Source organism: Bdellovibrio sp. HM001, from assembly GCF_055397275.1.
On sequence record NZ_AP029174.1, the window covers coordinates 1,695,077 to 1,716,832 of the forward strand.

Below are 21,756 nucleotides of genomic sequence, written 5' to 3' on the forward strand. Positions count from 1 at the left end.
CTCGAATAGGTGACGCTAAGCAGGGGCTAATGCCCCTTTTTTTTCATTTTTCCTTTCTCTGACGTTTATTTGTCCTTTTCATGATCCTCCTCCGGTGGTACAGAAATAAAAAACTACCTTCAACGCTAGGATCGCCAGTGAAAAAAGAAATCCTCAAGATGTATGCCGGCTTCCGCCGATTTCACGACCGCTTTTTTAACGAAGAGTCCTCCGTCTTTAGTCGTTTGGCCACGGGGCAAAGTCCCAAGACATTGATGATCGCCTGCAGTGACTCCCGTGTTGACCCTGCTATTTTATTTTCATCCTCGCCTGGGGAAATTTTCTGCATTCGTAACGTTGCCAATCTGGTGCCGCCTTTTGAATCCTCGGTTGGTTTTCACGGGGTGAGTTCGGCAATCGAGTTTGCTGTGGTGAACCTGAAAGTCGAAAACATTGTGGTTCTGGGGCATCGTCAGTGCGGGGGCATCCGATCCCTGTTCCAAACTGAAAATGTGAAAAAAGACGGCTTTGTGGCGCAATGGATGACCATTGCCCGTGATGCACGCGAAAAGGTTCTAAGTCGTGCTCCTCACGCTGATGTGGATACTTTGTGTAAAGAGTGTGAAAAGGAATCCATTGTGACGTCTTTGCAGAATCTTCGCACGTTCCCCTTTGTTGAAGAGGCTGTGCAGAATCGTGGTCTGCAGCTTCTGGGGGTTTACTTTGATTTGGAAAGTGGACAACTTTGGTACTACGACGAAACCACCCACGCATTTTCTGAATTGAGTCTTTAAAATAAAAAAGGCGCCTCATGGGCGCCTTTTTTATTTGGACTTTTCTTTTTTGCAGGTGGGATGAACAGCCTGACCTGACCAAACTCCATCTTTACAAGTGATCGTATCCGAGATGCAGATATCATCGGCGGGGACGACGGCCTGAAGGTATCCAGTGGCTTTGCCACCGTCGGGAATCGTGCCCAGCGGAGAGTCGCAGCTTTTTCCTTCGACCACGGTCGGGGCGTCTTTGGCGGGAGTCAGCTCAATGGCATTGGGAGCCGGGGTTCCTCCATAGGTCTTGGTTCCGCCTCCAGGTGGTGGAGACGCCTTGGGAAGACGGGCTTCGGCTTCTTCGGTGGTGATCTTGGGCTGACTGGAGCAGCCGGCAAATAAAATCAGGACGGAAATCATCAGTAGTCTTTTCATAACTTTTATTGTGAAACAAAATGCAGGTATTTAACAAGCCTGAACTGGACCATGAAAGATAGCACGATTGGGATTCTTCGTTTGGCCCAAGACTCTCTATGATTTGTACTGTGTCCAGGAGGTGACTATGGTTCGCTTTGCCATTGTCGTCGGTGTCCTGTTTATGTCCCTTCAATTAATTGCCGCGACTCCTCGGGAAGCGGATCTTGTGATGGATCAGGCACAACAAAAGGTGTTGGCTTTGGTGGATCGGCTATTGAACACAGGGCAAATCACCGAGGCGGACAAGGTTTTGCTTGTTTCAGATCTTACGGGCCACAAGGTGGCCTATAAAGCCTACGCCAATGCGGCGGCGCAGACGCACACTTATCTTAAAAACAAAAAACAGCGTGAAGAGCACTACGCCAACAAGATTTTATATGTGTCGACTCGTCTGGAAAATTTGGCGTCTCATCATTTGGGGCAGATAGAAGATCTGACGGAAGAGGTGACAGACTTCGTTCCCGCGGATCGCAAGTGTGGTGTTCCCGTGGATCTGTCTTGCGTGGCCCTAGAGGTCGAGCGGCGGATGGATCTTATTTATTATAATATAAGCCGACGAAGTTCCAGTGTGAGGGCGAAATTCAAAAATGTCGCGGATCAGGGGTTGCATGCGGCAGAGCTTTATGCGCGGATTTTGGCCTCACTGCGGACTGACGGTGGGGTTGCATATCCTGCAGAATATATCTATGCCAAAGATCGAATCGTCATGGGTGTAAAGCAGGAAATCGAAGAGGGGTACTAGGTGCGGAAGTCATTGGGGCTTCTGATGCTGACGTTTTATTCCACCGGGATGATTCTGGGGGCGGGGGTTTATTCGCTTATTGGCAAGGCTGCGGGAGTTGCACAGCAGGGGTTGTGGTTCAGCGTGGTGCTGGCAGCCGTGCCTGCGCTCTTAACGGCTTTATCGTATGCTGAATTATCCACATTGTTTCCGAAAGCGGGGGCTGAGTATGTGTATCTTCGGGAGATCCTGCCTCAACATAAAGTGTTGTCATTTCTGTGCGGCTGTCTGATGGTGTTTGCCGCTATTTCTTCGGCCAGCACGGTGGCGCTTTCCTTTTCCGCCTATATGGGGGTGTTTTGGGGTGTTTCTAAAATCATCTGTGCCATAGGGGTTCTTGCGGTTTTTACGCTGATTAATATCTGGGGGGTCCGTCTGTCGGGCTGGCTGAATATTGTCTTCACCCTGGTTGAGATTTCAGGACTTTTGGTTTTTATTTATTATGGAATTCGTCAGCCGGATTTTGGTGAGGCGCTGAAGGCGCCGCTGTCCTGGGGGGTGGCTTCGGGGGCCTCTCTGATATTTTTTGCCTATCTGGGCTTTGAAAGTATTGTGAATCTGGCAGAAGAAACCAAGAATCCAGAAAAGATTATCCCACAGGCCATATTGGGAAGTTTGGCCCTGACCACGGTTCTTTATGTTCTGGTCAGTCTGTCTGCTTTGGCATTGATGGATGTGTCGGCGTTGAGTTTTTCTGATACTGCCCTTAGTGAGGCTTTGCGTCCGTATTCAGTCAAAGCCGCCGGAGCTCTGGGGGGTGTGGCCTTGTTTGCCACGGCCAATACGGTGATGATTTCTTTGCTGGCGGCCAGCAGAATTGCTTTGGGGATGGCGCGGGAACGAGATCTTCCCCGGGCATTTGCGATGATTCTGCCCCGCAGGCAAAGTCCCTGGTTGTCTTCTATTTTCATCTTTTTTGTGTCGCTGATCTTTCTTCTTTTGGAAAAGATCGAGGTCCTTGCAAGTGTGTCCTCGTTTGTGACGATTGTGGTTTTTGTTATCGTCAATGGTGCTGTGATCTATTTTCGGCGCAAAGAGCCGCTGCGAAAGAGGGCCTTTATTGTTCCGTGGTCCTGGCATGGTTACCCCGTGCTGCCAATGATGGCGGTGGCAGCGTCGTTGTTCCTTTTGGGAAAATTTGATCAGCAGGTCTATCTGGTGGGTTCTGGTATTATAATGTTTGTGTTGCTAAGTTATCGGCTGCTGCAATTAAGAGCTTTTTAAGACGTTCCTAATTTCAACAAAATGGCTGACAACATTTGCAGGCTTTCAATAAAATTCTCTGGTGGGAGAATTTTAAAATGATGCGTCCTTGGGTCATCAGATTTATGAGTTTCTGGCCTCCGTTCGTCGGGGCTGGTGTTCGTGTGAAAAAGGTGGCGCCCAATTTTGACTATATCGATGTTGAAATGAAGTTGCGTTTTTGGAATGCCAATTACGTGGGGACTCATTTTGGCGGATCCATGTATTCGATGACTGATCCCTTTATAATGCTGATTCTTATTCAGAAGCTGGGACGTGACTACATTGTGTGGGACAAGTCTGCGACGATTCGTTTTAAAAAGCCCGGCAAAGGACGCATTCGCGCGCGCTTCTCCGTGACGGAGGACGAACTGAAGTCGATTGTAGAGCAGGCTGCCGCATCCTATAAGGTTGAACCTGTATTTGTGGTGCAGCTCTTTGATGAACAAAATGAAGTCGTGGCAGAAGTGGATAAAGTTCTGTATGTTCGCCGCAAAGATAAGGTAAAAGAGATTCCTATTTCTTAGTCTGTCGCTTCCAGCCTTCATAAAGGCGTTCCCGAGCGCCAGTGATAGAATGTTGTTGTACGTTGATGTTCTGCAAACCCAGAGGTTTTTGTATTTCTTCATAGATCTTTGCCGTGGACAATCCATAAGGTTCGGCATCTGCATTTGAAAGTACGAATTACACTTCTTTGATGCCTGTTAAATGCATTGCGCTCAGACACATAGGGCAGGGCTGGCCGCTGGCATAAATCACGCAACCATCAAGACGCGGTGATTGAAGCACCTGACTGGCCGCGCGAATCGCAGAAAGTTCCGCGTGGGCCGTGGGATCTTGAGTGCTTAGAATTTCGTTAACTCCGGTGGCGATCACTTCACCGTCTTTGACTAGAACTGCACCAAAAGGGCGGCCGTGGTGTTCTTGCAAATTCTCGGCAGCAAGGTTGACGGCCATTTCCAAGAAACGAATGTGCGCGGGGGTCATGTCGAATCCTCTTAAAAGATTCGTTGAAGATACTTTCCATCTTCGGTCTTATTTTGTTATTTTTCAGCTGTCGGGGGACTTTTGTCATATCTCTGCTCTCGGGTGACGCTTAGGCACCTTGTGATCTCAAAACGAATTGGCTATATTACGAAACCATTGCGGCCAGGTAATTTCATTCGTGAATGCGACTCGTTTTTCATATTTCATGGATTTAGTAAGTTCACAGGCCTCCCGATCTTATAGATATGAACTTTTTTGGAACGTGTCGGGTCATTGTCGGGTTGGGTTTGCTTGTGTCATCTCTGGCACAAGGGGCTCCTCAGTTTTTGACTTACCAGGGGCGCATTTTAAAAAGTTCTGGCCAGCCCCTTGAATTTTTCAACGTCAGCTTTAACTTTGAAGTCACAAGCCCCGATGGGCTTTGTGTGCTCTATCGTGAGCAAGTTAACGGCATCAATATGGTGAACTCCGGAGGGGTTTTTGATGTGGCGATTGGGACGGGTGCGAAGCAGTATCCTGCAGATGCCGGATTCAATATTCTGGATAGCTTTAATAATTCTGCGACCTTTGTGTGTGATGGTGGTGCCAGCTACAGTCCGGCCTTTAATGAAGGGCGGCGCTTGCGTGTGAAGTTTCACGACGGTGAAGGTTGGAAGACGATTTCGCCGGATTCTTTGATTCGCTCTATTCCCTATGCGGCATACGCTAGCAGTGCGGCGAAGCTGGGGGCTCATAGTGCATCAGAATTTGTGCTCAAAAATATCCTTCCGATTTGTTCATCGGGAACTTTTCTTTCTTGGGATGGATCCGATTTTATTTGCGAAGGAATTAGTGGGGCCAATGGTGGAACGGTCACACAAGTCAGTTCCACGAACACGTATCTGACGATCTCAAATGGAACATCAACTCCCGCGCTGACTTTAAAAGTTGGGACCGTGGCCGGAACCGTGGCTGCCGGTGATGATGCTCGCTTGTCGGACTCTCGTGTGCCGAAGGGCTCTGCAGGCGGGGATCTGTCGGGAACCTATCCGGCTCCAGCGGTCAGCGCTTTGCAAGGGGTTGCGGTTTCAAACAGCGCCCCGGTGGCGGGGAATTTCTTAAAATACAATGGGGCGCAGTGGACCCCTTCGGCCATCGCCACAAGTGATGTGAGTGGTCTTGCGACGACATTGAGTTCCTATTTGACACAGTCGGCGTTTAACAGCGCAGTGGGCTCGGCTAATTGTTCGGTGAACCAGGCTCCGTACTGGAATTCAGTGGCGGGAAGTTTTCAATGTCAGAATCTGGGATTGTCCTGGAGTCAGATCACATCGGGTTTGCCAACGAGTCTGGCTGGATATGGAATCACCAATGCGGTGACAAACCTGGGAGGGACCCCCAGCTTGCAATCAGGCACTGATGCGGCAAAACCTGCGGCGGCCGTTGCAGGCCGGTTGTATGTTGCCAGTGACAGCAAACGTATTTATCGCGACACCGGCAGTGTTTGGGAAGTGCTGGCTTCAGCGGCGGGATCCGGTGGGACTGTGACAAGTGTGGCCACCGGTACGGGGTTGTCCGGCGGGACGATCACGGGCTCAGGAACGATTCAACTGGCGAACACGACGGTTGTTGCTGGTAGTTATGGATCATCGACTCAGGTTCCCGGCTTCACCGTGGATGCGCAGGGGCGCCTGACGGCGGCCTCGAATATTACCATTTCAGGGGTTGTACCGGGTGGAAGTGCCGGAGGGGATCTTGCCGGAACCTATCCCAATCCCTCTTTGACAGCCACGGGAGTGGCGGCGGGAACTTATCCCAAGGTCACAGTGGATACCAAGGGGCGGGTGACGGGTGGAGCTGCTTTATTGGCTGCGGATATTCCTGTGCTGGATGCCTCAAAAATCACTAGCGGCACTCTTGCGGCGGCGCGGATGCCAGCTTTCACTGGGGATGTGACATCCGCAGCGGGTTCCACCGCGATGACTTTGGCGGATAGTGGAGTGACGGCAGGAACCTATAAGTCAGTGACAGTGGATGTGAAAGGGCGGGTGACCGCTGGAACCAATCCGACCACTGTGGCTGGTTATGGAATAACCGATGCCTTTGTTATTGGTGGTAATACGGTCGCTGGAACAGCGGTGCTGGGCACAAACAGCTCTCACAATTTGTCATTGGAAACCGCGGGTGTCGCACGAATGACTGTGACCGCCGCGGGGAATGTGGGAGTGGGAACGGCTTCTCCAGCCCAGGCCCTTCATGTCAGCGGGAATATCCGCGTCGACAATGGCAGCAGTGCCACTATTTTCAACAGTGGCGGAATGTACTTCAGTGGTGTGCCGACAGCAGGCACACATGCAAGCTACGTCTTCAGACCGGGTTGGGGCAGTGCGGGGAATCGACTTGCCACGATCACGGTGCAGAACTCGGATGCTTCTGGCAACTATAATGATTGTTCGCATCTTTCCAGTTTTGGAGCTTCTTGGGTTGTCTGCGGTGGTTTTGGAGTTGGAACTAAGACCCCTAATGCGCAACTTGATTCGGTGGGAAGAATTCGCGCCACTTCAGCCACGGGACAGATGTCGGCCTTTGAGTTGTACAACCCCAACGCGCCAGCAAACATGCGTTGGACCGAATTCTATTCTGACGAAAACGGCAATGTCGCACTTCGTAATATGAACGACGCTTATTCCGCCGGATCCACCATTCTGCACTCGTATCGGGTTGCCGGCAGTCCCAACGTCAGTCATACGATCCTTGGAGGCAATGTGGGGGTCGGCATCAATCCAAGCTATAAGTTTCACGCCAATGGAACAGTGGCAGGGGTTGGGGCTTACGTGAACGCTTCAGATGAACGTCTAAAGAAGAATATTGTCCCCATTGAACGAGCCCTTGAAAGAATTCTGACCCTGAAAGGTGTGTCTTTTGACTGGCGACAGGATGAATATCCTGACTGGAACTTTGAGCAGGGACATGATGTCGGTGTGATTGCGCAGGATATTGAAAAAGTCTTCCCAGAGGCGGTTAAAACAGATTCCAAAGGCTTTAAGTCGGTGGCGTACTCAAAGCTTGTGGCGCCGTTGATCGAGGCGGTCCGCGAGGTGAATGGCAAGTGCGAGATGAACGAGGATCAAATCCACAACCTTGAAAGTAAAGTCTTGGCCCTGCAAAAAGAGAACGAGGAACTAAAGCGTCGACTGGCGGCGATAGAAGAGAAACTCAAGTAAATTGTTCGAGTTTTTGATAGATCACATTCGCGTTCGTCTGCGCTTTTTGATGCAAACGCAACCCACCTGTTTAGTAGTCTGAAAACATTGAAATGATTGCTGAGAATCGATTGAAGGACTTTGCACTGTTGTGTAGGTTTAATCATGATGATTCCTGGGTTTCTCCAAGCCACACTTAATCTCCTGGCAGCAGTCATTTTAGGCTTAAGCCTTAGTGTCAAAGCGGACTCTCGTACTGTCTTGAAAATCTCTGCCTCGGATGCACATGTCGATTCCACGCCTTACAAGGAAATCATGCGCTTTATCAAAAATGCCTTGGCCCGGGACAATATCGAAGTCATCTATACGTCTCTTCCGATCGAAAGAGGCAGCTTTCTTGCAGATAAGGGGGATATGGATGGGGAGTTGGCTCGGATCAAACTTTCTTCGGACGGTTACAGTAATCTTGTGGAGACTTCATTCCCATTCATTTTAGTTCGTTACATCTTAGTGCATAGGCAGAATGAGGTCATAGATAAGAAGAATATATCTTCTCTTCAAGGTGTGCTTCCTTTGAACGTCAAAGGCATTGAAGATTTTATTGCGCAAAACAAGCTCAGGACTATCGGTGTAAATACATTAGATGCGGCATTGGATATGCTTCTTCATAAACGATGCGATTACGTCATTATGAGCGATGCCGTTTTTTCGGAGTATAAAAAAACAAACAAAAGATTTATAAGTTTGGAGCAAGTGAAGGATTTTTCAGTCACGGTGCCACTTTATTTTAGATTAAACAAGAAGCATAAAAACCTCATTCCGATTGTTGAAACCGCAATTAAAAGAGAGCGAAGTTTGCACGGCAGCGATTATCCAATGTTTGAAGGATATTACGGGTTCTGAGCTGATGAAAAATGGGATGTTCTATGAATCTAATCCACTTCCAAAGTGTGCTTGTTTTCAGCTTGTCTTTGATTTTATCCGGTCGCGTGCAGGCTGAAAGTCTTCGTCTGTCAGAGGCGTTGAATGAGGCTCTTGCGCAATCACCCAAACTGCAAAGATCTGAATCGCAATATCATGAAGCCAGTTGGAAAAAGAACGAATCCTTTTCCGGCTTTCTTCCCACCTTGTCTGCTCAGGCCAGTTATTTGTTTGATAAAAAATATGCATTGATTGATGTGGACATCGCAAACTCCTCTTTTTCCATTCCTCAAATCGTCCCCACGACAAGTGCCTCTTTAACGGCTCAGTGGTCCATCTTTGATGGCTTTTCAAGCACGAACAGGTATCTCGGGGCCAATGCCTTCATGGAAGCTGCCAAAGACGATCTTGAATGGGTCCGGTTTCAGTTGCAACGAGAAGTTACGCTGCTTTTCTTTAAGGCGGTGGCCGCGAAAGAATTGAAAAACGTGGCAGAGAAAAGTGTGCGGGCTTTGCAGGATCACTTAAAAAATGTCCGTCTTTTTGCGAAGGTCGGTTCATCCACCAACTACGATGTGCTGCGGGTTGAAGTGCAGGTGAGTGAGGTGCAATCGGAGCTCTTAAATGCTCTGGACAATGTCGAGCTAAGTCGGGGGCGTTTGAGTGAGGCCTTGGGGAGAGAGCAGGATTTAACAGACGTGGAGGGGACGCTGCCGATACTGACACCAGAACTGGTGGCAAAACTCAAAAAGGCCGATCTGACCGAGCGCAAGGATCTGCGCTCACTTCGTCGTAAGGCGGAAAGCTTTGCCGACCAGGAGGCGGCGACAGAACGCTACTGGGTGCCACGTGTTGCCCTGGTGGGGCAGTATCAGTACTACAACAATCGCAATGATCGATTTGATGACTATGAGAGCTTCAGGGAGGCGTATCAGGTTGGGGTGACGCTGAGTTGGAACATCTTTGATGGAGCATCGATTTCAAGATCCAAACAAAGTGTTGAACAGAGATATCAGGCAGGCAAATCCGTGCGCCTGGCTGAATTGAAAGCTCAACGTGATTTTGATTTCTGGCGCAAAAGATATCTTTACCATTGTGCTGTTTATGAGGCGCGAATCAGTGACGTGCAAAGGTCTGAAGAAAGTGTCCGTCTGGCCCGTCAAGGACAGCGCGTTGGTGTGCGGACGAATACAGATGTTCTGGATGCGGAGGCCGAGTTATTTAGGTCCCGTGCGGGGGTCATCAATGCGCAGTTGGGGGCTTTAGAGGCTATTGTGAGTCTGGAGCTAAATACCGGTCAGCAATTGGTTCAGTTTTAACGAAGAGCAGAGATGATAGAGGCGCTGGCGTATTGGATTGGACTTTGCGGTTTCCCAGACGAAAGCTTCACGAAGCTGCATAATAGCAGCGCCAGGAAGATAAAGAACCAGTTGCTGGGGGTGTATTGCATTAACATACGTGTTTTCGCTCAGTCGGTCTTGCGACTCTTAAGATAACCTAAATAGTATTCAATACCGCTGGTTATACTCAAAATGACGCTGACCCACAAGACTCCGTAGCCGATTTTGTCCAAATAGGGCACGATCGGGTCCATATTTCCAATAATTACAATAGGAATGGCGACCATCTGCATGGCGGTCTTCCACTTGCCAGCCGGTTTGGCGGCAATGATAATTTGATCTGCCGCAGCAACGGAGCGGATCCCCCCGATAAAGTTGTCGCGCGCCAGGATGATAATCACCATCCAGGCGTCGATTTTGCCTTGGGCTAAAAGCATGGCCAAAACGCTAGTGACCAGGATTTTGTCAGCGATCGGGTCCATGAATTTGCCGAAATTGCTGACGGCATTGTACTTGCGGGCATAGTAGCCGTCATAGTAGTCGGTGATGGAGGCTAGAATGAAGCAGCAGGCAGCGGCAATATTCCAGGGCAGCGTGTTCTGCCACATCAGTGCCACAATAACAGGCACAAAAAACACTCGGCTCAGAGTGATTCTGGTTGCAAGATTCTTCTGAAACTCTGTAACGGCCACAAGCTCTCCATTCCGTAGAATTGCTAGACTTAAGGTAGCAATTTAGACTAGAAATAATCAATGTTTATTCATCGTCACAAAGTGCAGTTTTACGAAACAGACCTGATGGGGATTGTTCACCACAGCAATTACCTGAGATTTTATGAAGAAGCCCGGGTTGCCTGGGCGCATTCCAAAGGTTTGCTGGATTATCAAAAGCCCGGGTCTGCCAGTCATTTTGCAGTTTATGAGACGCAGGTAAAACATGTGAAACCCACATTCTTCGGCGATGATCTGGAGATTGAGGTTCAGGCCCGCACCGAAGGCAATCGACTGGTGTTCCAGTATCGTTTGCGTGGACGTGGTGGCGAGGTGTGTTCGGTCGCAAAAACCATCCACGTCCCACTTGGGTTCGATTTAAAACTATTAAGACTTCCGGCAGATATGAAAGCCATTGTGAATAACGAACTGGAGAAAGAACCATGGACAGAAACCTGGCTTTAGAATTCGTACGTGTAACCGAAGCAGCCGCTCTGGCTTCCGCTCGCTGGGTGGGCCGCGGTGAAGAAAAACCCGCTGATGCCGCCGCCGTGGATGCGATGAGAAAAGCTTTCGACATCATCCGCATGGATGGCACCGTGGTGATCGGGGAAGGTGAGCGTGACGAAGCACCGATGCTTTATATCGGTGAAAAAGTCGGTGACACCTCGGGTGGCGATGCTCCGGCATTGGATATCGCTTTGGATCCACTGGAAGGTACGACTATTTGTGCAACAGGTGGAGTGGGCTCCATCTCCGTGATCGCCGTGGCGGAAAGAGGTAAGTTCCTGCATGCTCCGGACACCTACATGGACAAAATCGCCTGCGGTCCGGCGGCCAAAGGTTCCATCGACATCGATAAATCCGCGACGGAAAACATTCATGCTGTGGCCAAGGCTTTGGATAAAGCGGTGAATGATCTGACCGTCGTGATTTTGAACCGCCCACGTCATGAGGCTTTGATTGCGGAAGTGCGCCGAACGGGTGCGCGCATTCACTTGATCGGGGATGGTGATGTGTCAGCGGCCGTGGGGGCTGCATGGCCTGATTCAGGGATTGATTTGCTGATGGGCATTGGCGGGGCACCGGAAGGGGTGATCTCGGCAGCGGCGATGCAATGTCTTGGTGGTGATTTCCAAGGACGTCTGAAATTCAGAAACGATGAAGAACGTGCGCGCGCGACTCGCATGGGCATCAAGGACCTGGATAAGAAGTTCACAGTGGATGAATTGGCCTCGGGCTCTGTGATGTTTGTCGCTACTGGCGTGACGGACGGGCCGTTCTTGAAAGGTGTTCGCTTCCTTCCTGATGGAAAGGCGAAAAGCCACTCTGTGGTGATGCGTTCTCAGACAGGGACCATTCGAACCATTGAAGCGTTCCATGATCTGCATCGCAAGCCGAGCAAGTAAATATGGCAACAACATTGCATTGTTTTAATTGCAACAAAGAGCTGACGTTCCTGGGGAACGTCGGCCGCCGTGATGAGTGCCCGCAATGTCGTTCGGATGTGCATGTGTGTAAAAACTGTGAGCACTACGATCCCAAGGTTTACAACGAATGCCGTGAGACTCAGGCGGACGTGGTGCGTGAAAAAGACCGTGCCAACTTCTGTGACTACTTCACGCCTCGCAAAGGGGCCAATTCGGCTGAAGATAAAAAAGCCGCGCTGCGAGCTGCTGCAGAAGCTCTTTTTAAGAAAAAGTAAATAGAATCCCTTGTTTCGAGCAGAACGAAATCTCGCGATTCTCATCTTGAAACGCAAATGGGGCTTATATGTGAGGAAATACTCTCCGAAAAGAGAGTATGATTTCTTTTCGGTATGTTCTGGCACTGATCGGGTTTTCCGTAGTTCCCCTTCTGGGATGCACCTTGGCTGCATCCATCAGTCGGGAGGCAGAGTTTTCTTCTCTTCAAGAAGTTAAGATCTTTCTTGCACCTGAAGCGCAGAGTGCGGTTTCTGTGGGGTCCTCCAAGTCTTACAAAGTTCAGTCTTTAAATCCCATCAAGCCTGAAAGTCTTGATGTTTCGGACTTCGTTCAAAAAGGCACCGCCGAGGGTCTGATTCTGCATCTGACTCCAGGGGCTCATGCCTTGGAGTTTGATTTAACGGTTTCGGTATCCACCCGGGCCGGAACGATTGATCTGGAACTGCCAGCAGGCAGTGTTGAGTTTGATGATGGGACCGTTAATGTCGCCTCTCGCTCAGATGTGTCAACAGTGGATCGTGCGCAGACCTACTCGCGCATGAACGTGGCGGAAAGCACGACTTGTTATATTGATTCAAATTCACGAGTCCGCTGCTTCGGAGACTACTATGGCGGGCAGGTCGGTCGTGGAGTGGGCTATGGTCTGCAAATCAGCGCTAAGGAAGTCAGTTTAAGTAATGTCGTGGGGTCCCCTTCCTTTGTGAAGATGAGTGGGGGGTCCTATGCCTCCTGCGCGCTGAATTCAGACGGATTGATTTACTGCTGGGGTGACAACTATTCGGATGAGGCGGGCATCGGTCCTGGGGTTTTTTCAGTCTATGAGCCGACCCCGGCGCTGATGACAAATGTGGAAGGCGAAAAAAAGTTTGTCGACTTTGAGTCCAACTGGGAAAGCACCTGTGCTGTCTCGGCAAAACATGAGATGTATTGCTGGGGTTTGTTGGATGCAGCGGTAACTGGGATTCCCAACAAGGTGGATTTAACACCGCTGGGAAGTTCCGTGAAGGTTCTTCAGGTCGCCGTGGGGCTGAGTTTCGCCTGTGGTCTGACGGATCGCGGAAAAATTTTTTGTTATGGTGCTAATGATCAGGGGCAACTTGGCGATGGCACCTTGGTGGACTCCCCAGCGGTGAAGTTTGTGGACTTCGGTGCTGGAGCGCCTGCAGCACCATTTGTGCATATTGCTGCAGGGGAAAGTCATGTCTGTGCTCTGAATCTTGAGGGCGCACTGTATTGTTGGGGGGCCAACGGTCGTGGGCAGTTGGGTCTCGGTACAACCGTGGATAGTTCCTTGCCACAGCTTGCGGATTTGTCGGCTCTTGCTGACGGAGAAAAACTTGTCTCAGTGGTCGCAAGTGTATGGGCCACGTGCGGGGTTTCGTCAAAAGGTAAGGCCTACTGCTTTGGATACAACTGGCATTCTTTGACGGCGGACGGTGGAGCTACGGATATTTTAATACCAACACCAGTGGATCAGACGCCTCTTGCGGGGGGGACCTATTTTGTAAACCTGGCGATACATGAAGGTATCTCTTGCGGAGAGACCAATGGGCGCACCGTCTATTGCTGGGGCTATGCGGACAGCGAGGTTCGGTATAAAGATGTTGTCGCCTATCAGCCGCAGGAGATCAGCACGTCAGTGTTGCCTGCCGGGCAGCACTGGGCGGGGGTTTATCCTTCTTTTGAAAAAAATGTATTGTTGTTAAAGTCCTCTGACGGGACAGCCTATTTTTGGGGCTATTCAATCGGGTTGAATGCAACTGCTTATACACCAACACCGCTGGATACCAGTACTATGACTGGAAGCACGAAGTTTAAAACGCTGGCTGCCGGTTCTTATTCGTTTTGTGGAATCAATACGGATGACATTCTTCACTGTGTCGGCAACGGTGCGACGACGGGTCAGGGGGGCTTCATCCAGATTCAGGCCACCATGAAGGCGGTGGATACCAGCGCAGTCACAGGCGCTACAACTTTTGCCAGTGTGTCCATTGGTGAAACTGTAGCCTGTGCTGTTGCGACAGATGGTGTGGGATATTGTTGGGGTGGTAAAGGGTTTAGTCATTCCCTCTATAATCCCGTTCTGGGGAACGGAACTTCTGCGCAACGTTACAGCCCGACCCCTATTGATGTGTCGACGATTCCTGTTACGGACTCAAGACTCTTCAGTAAGATCGTTGTTTCTGAATTTCACGCCTGTGGGCTGATGACAGATCAGAAGGTCTATTGCTGGGGAAATTCGGGTTACTCGCGATCAGGGCATTCAAGTGCTAATTCAGTCTATAGACCCCAACCTTTGGACACCTCAGGAATGTCGGGGGCAAAGCTGTGGAAGGATATCTACGGGAACAAAGAAACCTTCTGTGGTGTTTCAACGGATGACATTGCCTATTGCTGGGGTGATTCGTTGTGGGGGCAGCTGGGGAATGGGGTGGTGGCTGGATCTTCCAGTACTCCGGTACCAGTTACTGTCACCGGTCTTCTGGCAGGCGAGGCTCCATTGATGGTAAAAGGGTTTGATCCTTACTCTTGCGGGATTTTGGATATCGCGAAGAACATTTACTGCTGGGGAAATGAAGGCACCTCTTTGGCCATTGAGGGTAAAAGTGCGGTTCCCGTGCCAGTCGCTCGCACTGGCATGGTCGGAAATCCCACACAAATCGATGGCGGTAAGAATCTTTATATCACCACAGATGCAAATAAGATTTACTGTGTGGGTTTCGATTGTGCGCTTGAGCTGATGCGCCGAAGTCTGACTCGGCAGTACTTTGATAACTTCTAAGCATATGTAACATAATCATTCTGTGGTCTAGGCCTGCGTTGACTCGCTGTAAACAAATAGTCACACTAAAGGCCTATGGCAAAAGCATCCACAACAGAAGTTTTTAATTGTACAGTCGAACAATTCTTTAAAATTATCTCTGACTACGAAAAGTATCACGAGTTCCTGCCAGAAGTTAAAAAATGCACCGTGCTTAAGACGGAGGGCAATCGCAAGCTGGTGGAATACAATGTGGCTGTTATTAAAAGTTTCAAGTATTCTCTATGGATGACAGAAACAGCTCCCAAAGGCATCACGTGGGAATTTGCTTCAGGTGATGTGTTTAAAACCTCTGTGGGTTCCTGGAAACTGGAAGATGAAGCTGGCAAAACAAGAGCGACTTATTCTGTGGAAGCCACGTTCAGCATGTTTGTTCCAGGCCCGATCGCCAATGCCTTGGTCAGCGTGAATTTGCCAAACATGATCAGCAGCTATCACAAGCGGGTGAAACAACTTTATGGCAACTGATGGAAGCAAAAAAGACGACAAAGATCAGTCCGGGGACCTCAAGGGTCTTCTGGGTGATACGGTGAAGAAGGTCTTCACCGCAGGCGTCAGTGCGGCTTTTATGACCGAAGAAAGCTTGCGCGCGTATGTGTCCGAGTTAAAACTTCCCAAAGAGGCCTTGAATTTACTGATTCAGGGAGCCAACAAATCCAAGGAAGAAGTCACTCAAAGAGTGACAAAAGAAATTCTTGGAATCATTCAGAAAATTGATTTCGTAAAAGAAGCTTCGAAGTTTGCAGAAACGCACAAGTTCAAGATCACAGCTGAAATTGATATTATCAAAAAAGACAATGCCGACTCTTCAGAGGAAAAAGCCTAGCACTTAAAGCTGGACCTAAGTAGATCTCAAGTTGAGACACTGTCCTGCCGAAGAGTTTGGTATGGAACAACTTCTTCTCAGCCTTATCTCTGTGACTTTATTCTGCGCTTGCTGTCACCAGTTTATTAGAACGGTGCTAATGCCTATTCCCACTCTGGCCACGGAAAGAGCCTATGCTCGAGGCGCCATGCAGCTTGGCAAATTCTATAAGTCCTTGGCATGGGGAACGATGACCATGGCTTTCCTCGGAGGCCTTATCATGTCCTTCCAGGAAGTCTTTTTCACCTTGTAAAATCTCATCCGACGCGCCGAGAGAGGCGTGAGTCCTGCAAATGTGGCAACCTTAAATCTTTCGGAGGTTGTCATGAGCAGTTTTCAAACCGTGAACCCTGCAACTGGGGATATCCTTAAATCCTATCAGCATCTTTCGTGGGCCGAGGCAGAAAAGCAAATCGAGCAGGCGGCCAAAGACTTTCAAATTTGGCGTAAGGTCTCTTTTAAGGACCGCGCGGAAGTTTTGCACAAACTGGCGACGGCTTTGCGTACCCATAAGACAGATTTGGCTCAAGTCATGAACCAAGAGATGGGTAAATTAATCTCTGAGGGGAAAGCAGAAGTTGAAAAATGCGCTGTGACTTGTGAGTACTATGCCAAAGAAGCTCAAGGCATGCTTAAGAATCAAGTGGCGGTGTCTTCGCCCTACGCTCATGCAGAGGTCAGCTTTCAGCCCTTGGGGGTGGTCTTTAGTGTGATGCCCTGGAATTTTCCACTGTGGCAGGTGTTAAGATTTGCGGCGCCGGCTTTGATGGCAGGCAATGTGATTCTTCTTAAACATGCGGATTTAACCGCGGGAACGGCCGAGCTGATTGGTAAGATCTTTAACGACCTGACGGCGGACTATAAACTTTTGCGCAACTTGCAGGTGAATCATGAGGTTGCAGCTCAGGTGATTGCACATCCCGCTGTGCACGGTGTGACCTTTACGGGAAGCAGTCAGGGAGGAAAGGCTGTGGCGATGGAGGCGGCCAAGAATCTGAAAAAGATTGTCTTGGAGCTTGGTGGCAGTGATGCCTATCTGGTTTTGGAGGATGCCGATGTCGAGATGGCGGCTAAGACCTGTGCAAAGGCGCGCCTGGTGAACTGTGGACAAAGCTGTGTGGCCGGCAAACGCTTTATTGTGCATGAAAAGGTGGCCAAAGATTTTCTATATCACTTTACAAATGAAATGAAGGCGGCAGAGCTTGCTCCTTTGGCTTCGGTGAAGTTTCAAAAAACCATTGTGAATCAGGTGGAAAAGTTAAAAGCCTGGGGCGGGAAGGTGGTGCTTGGTGGGTCTGCTCCGCAGGGGCCGGGGGCATTCTATCCTGCAACAGTGGTGGTTTTTGAAAAGGACAACCCGGACGTTCACAAAGAGGAAGTCTTTGGGCCCGTGGCTTCAGTCTTTATAGCCAAAGACGAAAAGACGGCCTTGGAAATTGCCAATTCGTCTCCGTTTGGTTTGGGTGGGGGTGTCTTCACCAGAAACATTCAAAAAGGAAAAGAGCTCATTGAAAAAGAGTTGCAGGCCGGATTTGTCGTGGTGAATGATTATGTGAAATCCGATGCGCGCATTCCCTTTGGCGGAGTGAAAGAATCCGGCTATGGTCGGGAGCTGGGGCATTTCGGAATCTTGGAGTTTGTGAATATCAAGACAGTCGCTGTCGCGGGAGTTTAGGTGAAGCTGACAAGAGCAAAACAGGATTTGGATCATCATGTTTGGAAGTTGATCAAGCTACACGGTCTGAAGGACAAAAAGATTCTGGTGGCGGTGTCCGGCGGCACGGATTCGGTGGCGCTGTTGCGAACTCTGACCAAGGTTCATAAAAAGGAACTTCTGGGGGTTTGTTATTTCCATCATGGCGAGGATTCCAATCAGGAGTATCGCAAAGAAGCCCAGGTTTTCTGTGAAAAGTTGTGCAAAAAACTGGCAGTGGACTTTTATCCTTTAAAGGCTTCACAGCTGGCTAAATCTGAAGCCGAGTATCGTGACCTGCGTTATGAGGCTTTGGAGCGCCTGAAGAAAGAGCAGGGATTTGAGATTGTTGCGGCTGGACATCATCGGGATGATCTTTTGGAGACCCGACTGATGCGACTGATTCGTGGGACAGGGGCGCAGGGGTTTACCGCGATGCATGTTTTGCGTGATGGATTGTTCCGGCCTTTTTTGGAGCTTTCAAAGCGAGAACTGAAAAAGTACCTGCGCGAAGAGAAGCTGCGAAGCTTTGAAGACCCAAGTAATGAGTCCCTGGACCCCTTGCGTAACTGGGTGCGGGAGGATTGGTTGAAAGTGCTTGAAAAACGCTCCAGAGGCTCGACTGCGGCTTTGGCGAGGTCTTTAGAGACCATTGCGCAGGAGATTGAAAACCGCCCGTGGGGAGATCTTTTGAGCCAAAATGAGGCTTATAAGTCACAGGGGTTGCAGAGGGCGTTTTACCTCACATTGAGTCCTTTTGAGCAAAAAAGGCTGCTGGCTCAGTACCTGTACTCGCTGGGGAAAAAAGATTTTTCCCAGTCTCACCTCGAAGAAATTCAAAAGCGCCTGGACAAGTCGCAAAAAGTGATCACATTTAAAGTCGCAGGTTGCCAATGGGAAGTTAACGCAGAGCAAATCAAGGTCCAGTCCTGATTTGAGAGGACTGAATTCTCACTCTAAAGTTTCTTTTTTTGAGATGGTAATCATGCTACCCTTGAGGGGTAATTAGACCTTCGACTGAAAGGAACTGAAATGCGATCAACCCAGAAAACGCTGGCTCTATGGTTCTTCCTGATCATTATGGCTGTGTTTTTATTCCAAGCCTACGAGAGCAAGCATCAAAAATCGATTGCGGACTTCAATTTCTCCAAGTTCACTGAAGCGGTCAAAGCGGGTGAAGTGGCGACTGTCACTTTCCGTCAGGACACCAGTGAAATTATCGGCGAGATGAAGCCTGACTTTGAAAAGAAGTATAACGGAACTCATTTTGCCATCATCGGCAACACGCAAGATGAAGGATACAAATTCCTGCAACAGCACGGGATCACTCCGAACTACGAGCGTGCAGACAGTGGCGGATTCTTCCAGTCTTTGATTGTGAACTGGTTGCCATTGATTCTGATTGTGGCGATGTTCTTGTTCATCATGCGCCAGATCCAAGTCGGGGGTGGCAAGGCTATGTCATTTGGCAAGTCTCGTGCGCGCCTTCTGACCGAGCATAAAAACCGCGTGACCTTCAAAGAGGTTGCAGGTGTGGATGAAGCCAAAGAGGATCTGCAAGAGATCGTAAGCTTCCTGAAAGATCCCAAAAAATACACCAAACTGGGCGGCCGTATCCCGAAAGGGGTTTTGCTGGTCGGTTCTCCGGGAACTGGTAAAACCTTGCTGGCTCGCGCCGTTGCGGGTGAAGCGGGCGTTCCATTCTTCACAATTTCCGGTTCTGACTTCGTTGAAATGTTCGTCGGTGTCGGTGCCAGCCGTGTTCGTGATTTGTTCGAACAAGGTAAAAAGAATGCTCCATGTTTGATCTTTATTGATGAGATCGATGCGGTTGGACGTCATCGTGGTGCTGGTATGGGTGGTGGTCACGATGAGCGTGAGCAAACTCTGAATCAGTTGCTGGTTGAGATGGATGGTTTTGAATCCTCTGAAGGTGTGATCATGATCGCTGCGACCAATCGTCCGGACGTTCTGGATCCTGCCCTTCTTCGTCCAGGTCGTTTCGACCGCCGTGTGATCGTCAATAAGCCAGACCTGAAAGGTCGTGAGCAGATTCTGGCGGTTCATATGCGTAAGACTCCATTGGGTCCTGATGTGGATGCGTCTAAAATTGCACGTGGGACGCCAGGCTTCTCGGGAGCGGATCTGGAGAACCTTGTGAATGAAGCTGCTCTTGTGGCGGCTCGTTCAGACAAAAAGTATCTGGACATGGAAGACTTTGAAAAAGCCAAGGACAAGGTCACGATGGGTGCAGAAAGACGCTCGATGGTGATCTCTGATGAAGATAAAAAGGTCACGGCATACCATGAGGCGGGACACACGCTGGTTGGTAAAAAACTCAGCGGCTTGGATCCGATCCACAAGGTGACGATCATCCCTCGCGGTATGGCGTTGGGTGTGACCCAGACCTTGCCTGAAAAAGAAAGTGTGTCTTTGTCCAAGTCCAAAGCTGAAAACATGATTGCCTTCTTGTTTGGCGGTCGTGCAGCGGAAGAGTTGATCTTTAAAGATATTACGACAGGTGCTGGTAACGACATCGAGCGCGCCACCGAGATCGCCCGCCGCATGGTGTGCGAATGGGGTATGAGCAAATTGGGGCCTTTGGCTTACGAAACGCGCGACAACCCGGTCTTCATGGGCATGAACTACGGCAACAAGCAGAAAGAATATTCTGAAGCGAAGGCCGAGCAGATCGATGCGGAAGTTGAAAAGATCATCAAGACTGGTTACGACATCTCTATCCAGATTCTGCGTGACCATCAGGACGCGCTGGAGCGTTTGACTCAAGCCTTGCTTGAGTACGAAACCATCGACGGCCACGAAGTGGACATGCTGGTGAACGGTGCGGCAGTTGCGGAAATCGAAAAATACCGCAACACCAAAAAAGACACCAATGCCGCGATCATGAGTGCCGCGGAAAAGAAAGGATCTTCCGGCGACCCGGTAGGCAATACCGGACCGGTAACGATCTAAAAAATATCTGAACATTGAACCTGCCGACGTTTTTAGTCGGCAGGTGTTTTTAACGACAACCAGTTATAAAGGCATCTTGATGTTGCAGCAATTCATCGACAATCTTGTCTTTATCGTCCAGCACCTGCGGGTGCAGGATGCTATTGACATGCTTTTGGTGTGGATGGTGGTTTATCGTATCCTGGTCCTGATCAAACGGACGGGTACCATCCAGATGCTTTCGGGTCTGGGGGTTTTGGCCATCGGCTATATCCTCAGTATTTGGCTGGAACTTTTCACCTTCAACTGGATTCTGGAAAAGTTCTTCTCTAATTTGTTTGTGATCGTGGTGGTTCTGTTCCAGGGCGAGATTCGTCGTGCCCTGGCTCATATCGGCAGTAATCCGTTCTTCAGTGACGCTTCCACGATTCAGGAAACGCAAGTGATCGAAGAAATTGCCAAAGGCATCATTCTGACGGCGCAAAAAGGTTTCGGAGCGCTGGTGGTGGTCGAACGTGAGATCGTGATCGATTACCATATTGAATTCGGAACTGAGATGGAATCCAAAGTCTCGGCCGAGTTGTTGGCCTCCATCTTCCATCCGGAAAGTCCGATGCATGATGGGGCTGTGTTAATTCGTAATGGTAAAATTCATTCCGCCGGTTGTTTCCTTCCGCTCAGTAAAAATCCGGCTTTGGATAAAAATCTGGGAACTCGACACCGAGCCGCCATCGGTTTGACCGAGGAAACGGATGCTCTGGTCTTTGTTGTTTCTGAAGAAAATAAATCCATCGGTATTGTTCAAGGGGGCCATTTAAGTCCTAACGTCGAACTCGGTGATATCCGTAAAGCCCTGTATGAAACCTTCGGACTAAAGTACAAAGCCTTCTCTCAGCAGGGGGAGGTTTCATGAGACGCCGCTGGTCGAATGTGATCACTGAAAATTTCAGTTATAAAGTCGTCGCGCTCTTCATTTCCCTGATTTTGTGGCTGACCATTTTGGGGCGCCGGGATTTTGTCTTAAGTAAAAATATTGATGTGGATCTGGTGACCGCGCCGGGCACTCATGTGGTGGCTCAGACGACGGATCATATCAAGGTGAAGGTTTCTGGACCGAGATCTTCGTTAAAGAAATTTTTGGAAAGCTCTCTTTCGCAAAATATCACTCTGGATATTTCCCAGCGTGGCGAAGGGGTTGTGAATGTGGATATTCCGCTAAGTAAGATCGAAGTTCCTCTGGGAGTTCGTATCTTGGGAGTCCGCCCCAATCAAATTCAAGCTGAAGTATTGTCTATAAAGGAAAAGCCTCGTGACGAACAAAAAGGCCAATAAA

The 21,756-nt window shown here is 49.5% G+C and carries 22 protein-coding genes and 1 pseudogene; 19 read left to right on the top strand and 4 right to left on the bottom strand.

Features of this window, described 5'->3' with window-relative positions:
• Positions 1-137 precede the first annotated feature (137 nt).
• On the top strand, positions 138-773 hold the full coding sequence (locus tag ACZ5ZZ_RS08125; RefSeq protein ID WP_464135009.1) for a carbonic anhydrase: 636 nt from the start codon (positions 138-140) through the stop codon (positions 771-773).
• Positions 774-803: 30 nt separating this feature from the next.
• On the opposite strand, the gene ACZ5ZZ_RS08130 is transcribed toward ACZ5ZZ_RS08125, so the two are convergent.
• A complete protein-coding gene (locus ACZ5ZZ_RS08130; protein ID WP_464135011.1) occupies positions 804-1,181 on the bottom strand; it encodes a hypothetical protein in 378 nt (125 codons plus the stop codon).
• A gap of 127 nt (positions 1,182-1,308) precedes the next feature.
• Here ACZ5ZZ_RS08130 and ACZ5ZZ_RS08135 point away from each other — a divergent pair, with 127 nt between their 5' ends.
• The 3 genes from ACZ5ZZ_RS08135 (at position 1,309) to ACZ5ZZ_RS08145 (ending at position 3,773) form a co-directional block, all read left to right on the top strand.
• The gene (locus ACZ5ZZ_RS08135) at positions 1,309-1,965 is read left to right on the top strand and encodes a hypothetical protein (RefSeq protein ID WP_464142208.1); all 657 of its coding nucleotides are present in this window, start codon (positions 1,309-1,311) and stop codon (positions 1,963-1,965) included.
• The gene (locus ACZ5ZZ_RS08140) at positions 1,966-3,228 is read left to right on the top strand and encodes an APC family permease (protein ID WP_464142210.1); all 1,263 of its coding nucleotides are present in this window, start codon (positions 1,966-1,968) and stop codon (positions 3,226-3,228) included. It abuts the gene before it with no gap.
• Between the two features lie 77 nt (positions 3,229-3,305).
• Positions 3,306-3,773: a DUF4442 domain-containing protein gene (locus ACZ5ZZ_RS08145; RefSeq protein WP_464135017.1), complete on the top strand. Its 468-nt coding sequence runs from the start codon at positions 3,306-3,308 to the stop codon at positions 3,771-3,773.
• On the opposite strand, the pseudogene ACZ5ZZ_RS08150 reads toward ACZ5ZZ_RS08145, so the two are convergent.
• Positions 3,763-4,233 (bottom strand): annotated as a pseudogene (locus ACZ5ZZ_RS08150) (nucleoside deaminase). The gene ACZ5ZZ_RS08145 and the pseudogene ACZ5ZZ_RS08150 overlap by 11 nt on opposite strands.
• 245 nt (positions 4,234-4,478) lie before the next feature.
• On the opposite strand from ACZ5ZZ_RS08150, the gene ACZ5ZZ_RS08155 reads away from it, so the two are divergent.
• The 3 genes from ACZ5ZZ_RS08155 to ACZ5ZZ_RS08165 all read left to right on the top strand — a co-directional run bounded on the left by ACZ5ZZ_RS08155 (position 4,479) and on the right by ACZ5ZZ_RS08165 (position 9,655).
• Positions 4,479-7,436, top strand: coding sequence for a tail fiber domain-containing protein (locus ACZ5ZZ_RS08155; protein WP_464142212.1), 2,958 nt, complete (start codon positions 4,479-4,481; stop codon positions 7,434-7,436).
• A 144-nt stretch (positions 7,437-7,580) separates the two neighbouring features.
• Positions 7,581-8,318 carry a type 2 periplasmic-binding domain-containing protein gene (locus tag ACZ5ZZ_RS08160; protein ID WP_464142214.1) on the top strand — a complete coding sequence of 246 codons (738 nt, stop codon included), beginning with the start codon at positions 7,581-7,583 and terminating at the stop codon, positions 8,316-8,318.
• A 23-nt stretch (positions 8,319-8,341) separates the two neighbouring features.
• Positions 8,342-9,655: a TolC family protein gene (locus ACZ5ZZ_RS08165; RefSeq protein WP_464142216.1), complete on the top strand. Its 1,314-nt coding sequence runs from the start codon at positions 8,342-8,344 to the stop codon at positions 9,653-9,655.
• On the opposite strand, the gene ACZ5ZZ_RS08170 is transcribed toward ACZ5ZZ_RS08165, so the two are convergent.
• Both ACZ5ZZ_RS08170 and pgsA read right to left on the bottom strand, forming a co-directional pair.
• On the bottom strand, positions 9,652-9,792 hold the full coding sequence (locus ACZ5ZZ_RS08170) for a hypothetical protein (RefSeq protein ID WP_262552195.1): 141 nt from the start codon (positions 9,790-9,792) through the stop codon (positions 9,652-9,654). The two genes, ACZ5ZZ_RS08165 and ACZ5ZZ_RS08170, sit on opposite strands and share 4 nt — an antisense overlap.
• A 12-nt stretch (positions 9,793-9,804) precedes the next feature.
• Positions 9,805-10,368 carry a CDP-diacylglycerol--glycerol-3-phosphate 3-phosphatidyltransferase gene (pgsA, locus tag ACZ5ZZ_RS08175; protein ID WP_464142218.1) on the bottom strand — a complete coding sequence of 188 codons (564 nt, stop codon included), beginning with the start codon at positions 10,366-10,368 and terminating at the stop codon, positions 9,805-9,807.
• A gap of 60 nt (positions 10,369-10,428) precedes the next feature.
• Here pgsA and ACZ5ZZ_RS08180 point away from each other — a divergent pair, with 60 nt between their 5' ends.
• The 12 genes from ACZ5ZZ_RS08180 to ACZ5ZZ_RS08235 all read left to right on the top strand — a co-directional run bounded on the left by ACZ5ZZ_RS08180 (position 10,429) and on the right by ACZ5ZZ_RS08235 (position 21,755).
• Positions 10,429-10,851 carry an acyl-CoA thioesterase gene (locus ACZ5ZZ_RS08180; protein ID WP_464142220.1) on the top strand — a complete coding sequence of 141 codons (423 nt, stop codon included), beginning with the start codon at positions 10,429-10,431 and terminating at the stop codon, positions 10,849-10,851.
• Positions 10,830-11,795 carry a class II fructose-bisphosphatase gene (gene glpX / locus ACZ5ZZ_RS08185; protein ID WP_464121121.1) on the top strand — a complete coding sequence of 322 codons (966 nt, stop codon included), beginning with the start codon at positions 10,830-10,832 and terminating at the stop codon, positions 11,793-11,795. The genes ACZ5ZZ_RS08180 and glpX overlap by 22 nt, the downstream gene beginning before the upstream one ends.
• 2 nt (positions 11,796-11,797) lie before the next feature.
• A complete protein-coding gene (locus tag ACZ5ZZ_RS08190) occupies positions 11,798-12,091 on the top strand; it encodes a hypothetical protein (RefSeq protein WP_464142222.1) in 294 nt (97 codons plus the stop codon).
• 98 nt (positions 12,092-12,189) lie between these two features.
• Positions 12,190-14,874, top strand: coding sequence for an RCC1 domain-containing protein (locus ACZ5ZZ_RS08195; protein WP_464142224.1), 2,685 nt, complete (start codon positions 12,190-12,192; stop codon positions 14,872-14,874).
• A 75-nt stretch (positions 14,875-14,949) separates the two neighbouring features.
• Complete coding sequence (locus ACZ5ZZ_RS08200; RefSeq protein WP_464121122.1) at positions 14,950-15,381, top strand: type II toxin-antitoxin system RatA family toxin; 432 nt, start codon at positions 14,950-14,952, stop codon at positions 15,379-15,381.
• Positions 15,371-15,739: a hypothetical protein gene (locus ACZ5ZZ_RS08205; RefSeq protein ID WP_464121123.1), complete on the top strand. Its 369-nt coding sequence runs from the start codon at positions 15,371-15,373 to the stop codon at positions 15,737-15,739. Before ACZ5ZZ_RS08200 ends, ACZ5ZZ_RS08205 begins: the two co-directional genes overlap by 11 nt.
• 61 nt (positions 15,740-15,800) lie before the next feature.
• Positions 15,801-16,031, top strand: a complete 231-nt coding sequence (locus tag ACZ5ZZ_RS08210; RefSeq protein WP_464142226.1) for a hypothetical protein — start codon at positions 15,801-15,803, stop codon at positions 16,029-16,031.
• Positions 16,032-16,103: 72 nt separating this feature from the next.
• Complete coding sequence (locus ACZ5ZZ_RS08215) at positions 16,104-17,453, top strand: NAD-dependent succinate-semialdehyde dehydrogenase (protein WP_464142228.1); 1,350 nt, start codon at positions 16,104-16,106, stop codon at positions 17,451-17,453.
• Entirely contained in the window at positions 17,454-18,404 is a 951-nt protein-coding gene (gene tilS, locus ACZ5ZZ_RS08220) for a tRNA lysidine(34) synthetase TilS (RefSeq protein WP_464142230.1), read from the top strand.
• A 99-nt stretch (positions 18,405-18,503) separates the two neighbouring features.
• Positions 18,504-20,444 carry an ATP-dependent zinc metalloprotease FtsH gene (gene ftsH / locus ACZ5ZZ_RS08225; protein WP_464142232.1) on the top strand — a complete coding sequence of 647 codons (1,941 nt, stop codon included), beginning with the start codon at positions 18,504-18,506 and terminating at the stop codon, positions 20,442-20,444.
• 79 nt (positions 20,445-20,523) lie between these two features.
• Complete coding sequence (gene cdaA / locus ACZ5ZZ_RS08230) at positions 20,524-21,336, top strand: diadenylate cyclase CdaA (RefSeq protein WP_464121405.1); 813 nt, start codon at positions 20,524-20,526, stop codon at positions 21,334-21,336.
• Complete coding sequence (locus ACZ5ZZ_RS08235) at positions 21,333-21,755, top strand: CdaR family protein (protein ID WP_464121128.1); 423 nt, start codon at positions 21,333-21,335, stop codon at positions 21,753-21,755. Before cdaA ends, ACZ5ZZ_RS08235 begins: the two co-directional genes overlap by 4 nt.
• Position 21,756 lies beyond the last annotated feature (1 nt).

Coding starts and splice junctions, on each gene's coding strand:
- ACZ5ZZ_RS08135 (WP_464142208.1), top strand. CDS start 1,309: ATGGTTCGCTTTGCCATTGTCGTCGGTGTCCTGTTTATGTCCCTTCAA.
- ACZ5ZZ_RS08160 (WP_464142214.1), top strand. CDS start 7,581: ATGATGATTCCTGGGTTTCTCCAAGCCACACTTAATCTCCTGGCAGCA.
- ACZ5ZZ_RS08215 (WP_464142228.1), top strand. CDS start 16,104: ATGAGCAGTTTTCAAACCGTGAACCCTGCAACTGGGGATATCCTTAAA.
- cdaA (WP_464121405.1), top strand. CDS start 20,524: ATGTTGCAGCAATTCATCGACAATCTTGTCTTTATCGTCCAGCACCTG.
- glpX (WP_464121121.1), top strand. CDS start 10,830: ATGGACAGAAACCTGGCTTTAGAATTCGTACGTGTAACCGAAGCAGCC.
- ACZ5ZZ_RS08200 (WP_464121122.1), top strand. CDS start 14,950: ATGGCAAAAGCATCCACAACAGAAGTTTTTAATTGTACAGTCGAACAA.
- ACZ5ZZ_RS08195 (WP_464142224.1), top strand. CDS start 12,190: ATGATTTCTTTTCGGTATGTTCTGGCACTGATCGGGTTTTCCGTAGTT.
- ACZ5ZZ_RS08145 (WP_464135017.1), top strand. CDS start 3,306: ATGATGCGTCCTTGGGTCATCAGATTTATGAGTTTCTGGCCTCCGTTC.
- ACZ5ZZ_RS08205 (WP_464121123.1), top strand. CDS start 15,371: ATGGCAACTGATGGAAGCAAAAAAGACGACAAAGATCAGTCCGGGGAC.
- ACZ5ZZ_RS08190 (WP_464142222.1), top strand. CDS start 11,798: ATGGCAACAACATTGCATTGTTTTAATTGCAACAAAGAGCTGACGTTC.
- ftsH (WP_464142232.1), top strand. CDS start 18,504: ATGCGATCAACCCAGAAAACGCTGGCTCTATGGTTCTTCCTGATCATT.
- ACZ5ZZ_RS08180 (WP_464142220.1), top strand. CDS start 10,429: ATGTTTATTCATCGTCACAAAGTGCAGTTTTACGAAACAGACCTGATG.
- ACZ5ZZ_RS08165 (WP_464142216.1), top strand. CDS start 8,342: ATGAATCTAATCCACTTCCAAAGTGTGCTTGTTTTCAGCTTGTCTTTG.
- ACZ5ZZ_RS08210 (WP_464142226.1), top strand. CDS start 15,801: ATGGAACAACTTCTTCTCAGCCTTATCTCTGTGACTTTATTCTGCGCT.
- ACZ5ZZ_RS08170 (WP_262552195.1), bottom strand. CDS start 9,792: ATGTTAATGCAATACACCCCCAGCAACTGGTTCTTTATCTTCCTGGCG.
- ACZ5ZZ_RS08130 (WP_464135011.1), bottom strand. CDS start 1,181: ATGAAAAGACTACTGATGATTTCCGTCCTGATTTTATTTGCCGGCTGC.
- ACZ5ZZ_RS08155 (WP_464142212.1), top strand. CDS start 4,479: ATGAACTTTTTTGGAACGTGTCGGGTCATTGTCGGGTTGGGTTTGCTT.
- ACZ5ZZ_RS08235 (WP_464121128.1), top strand. CDS start 21,333: ATGAGACGCCGCTGGTCGAATGTGATCACTGAAAATTTCAGTTATAAA.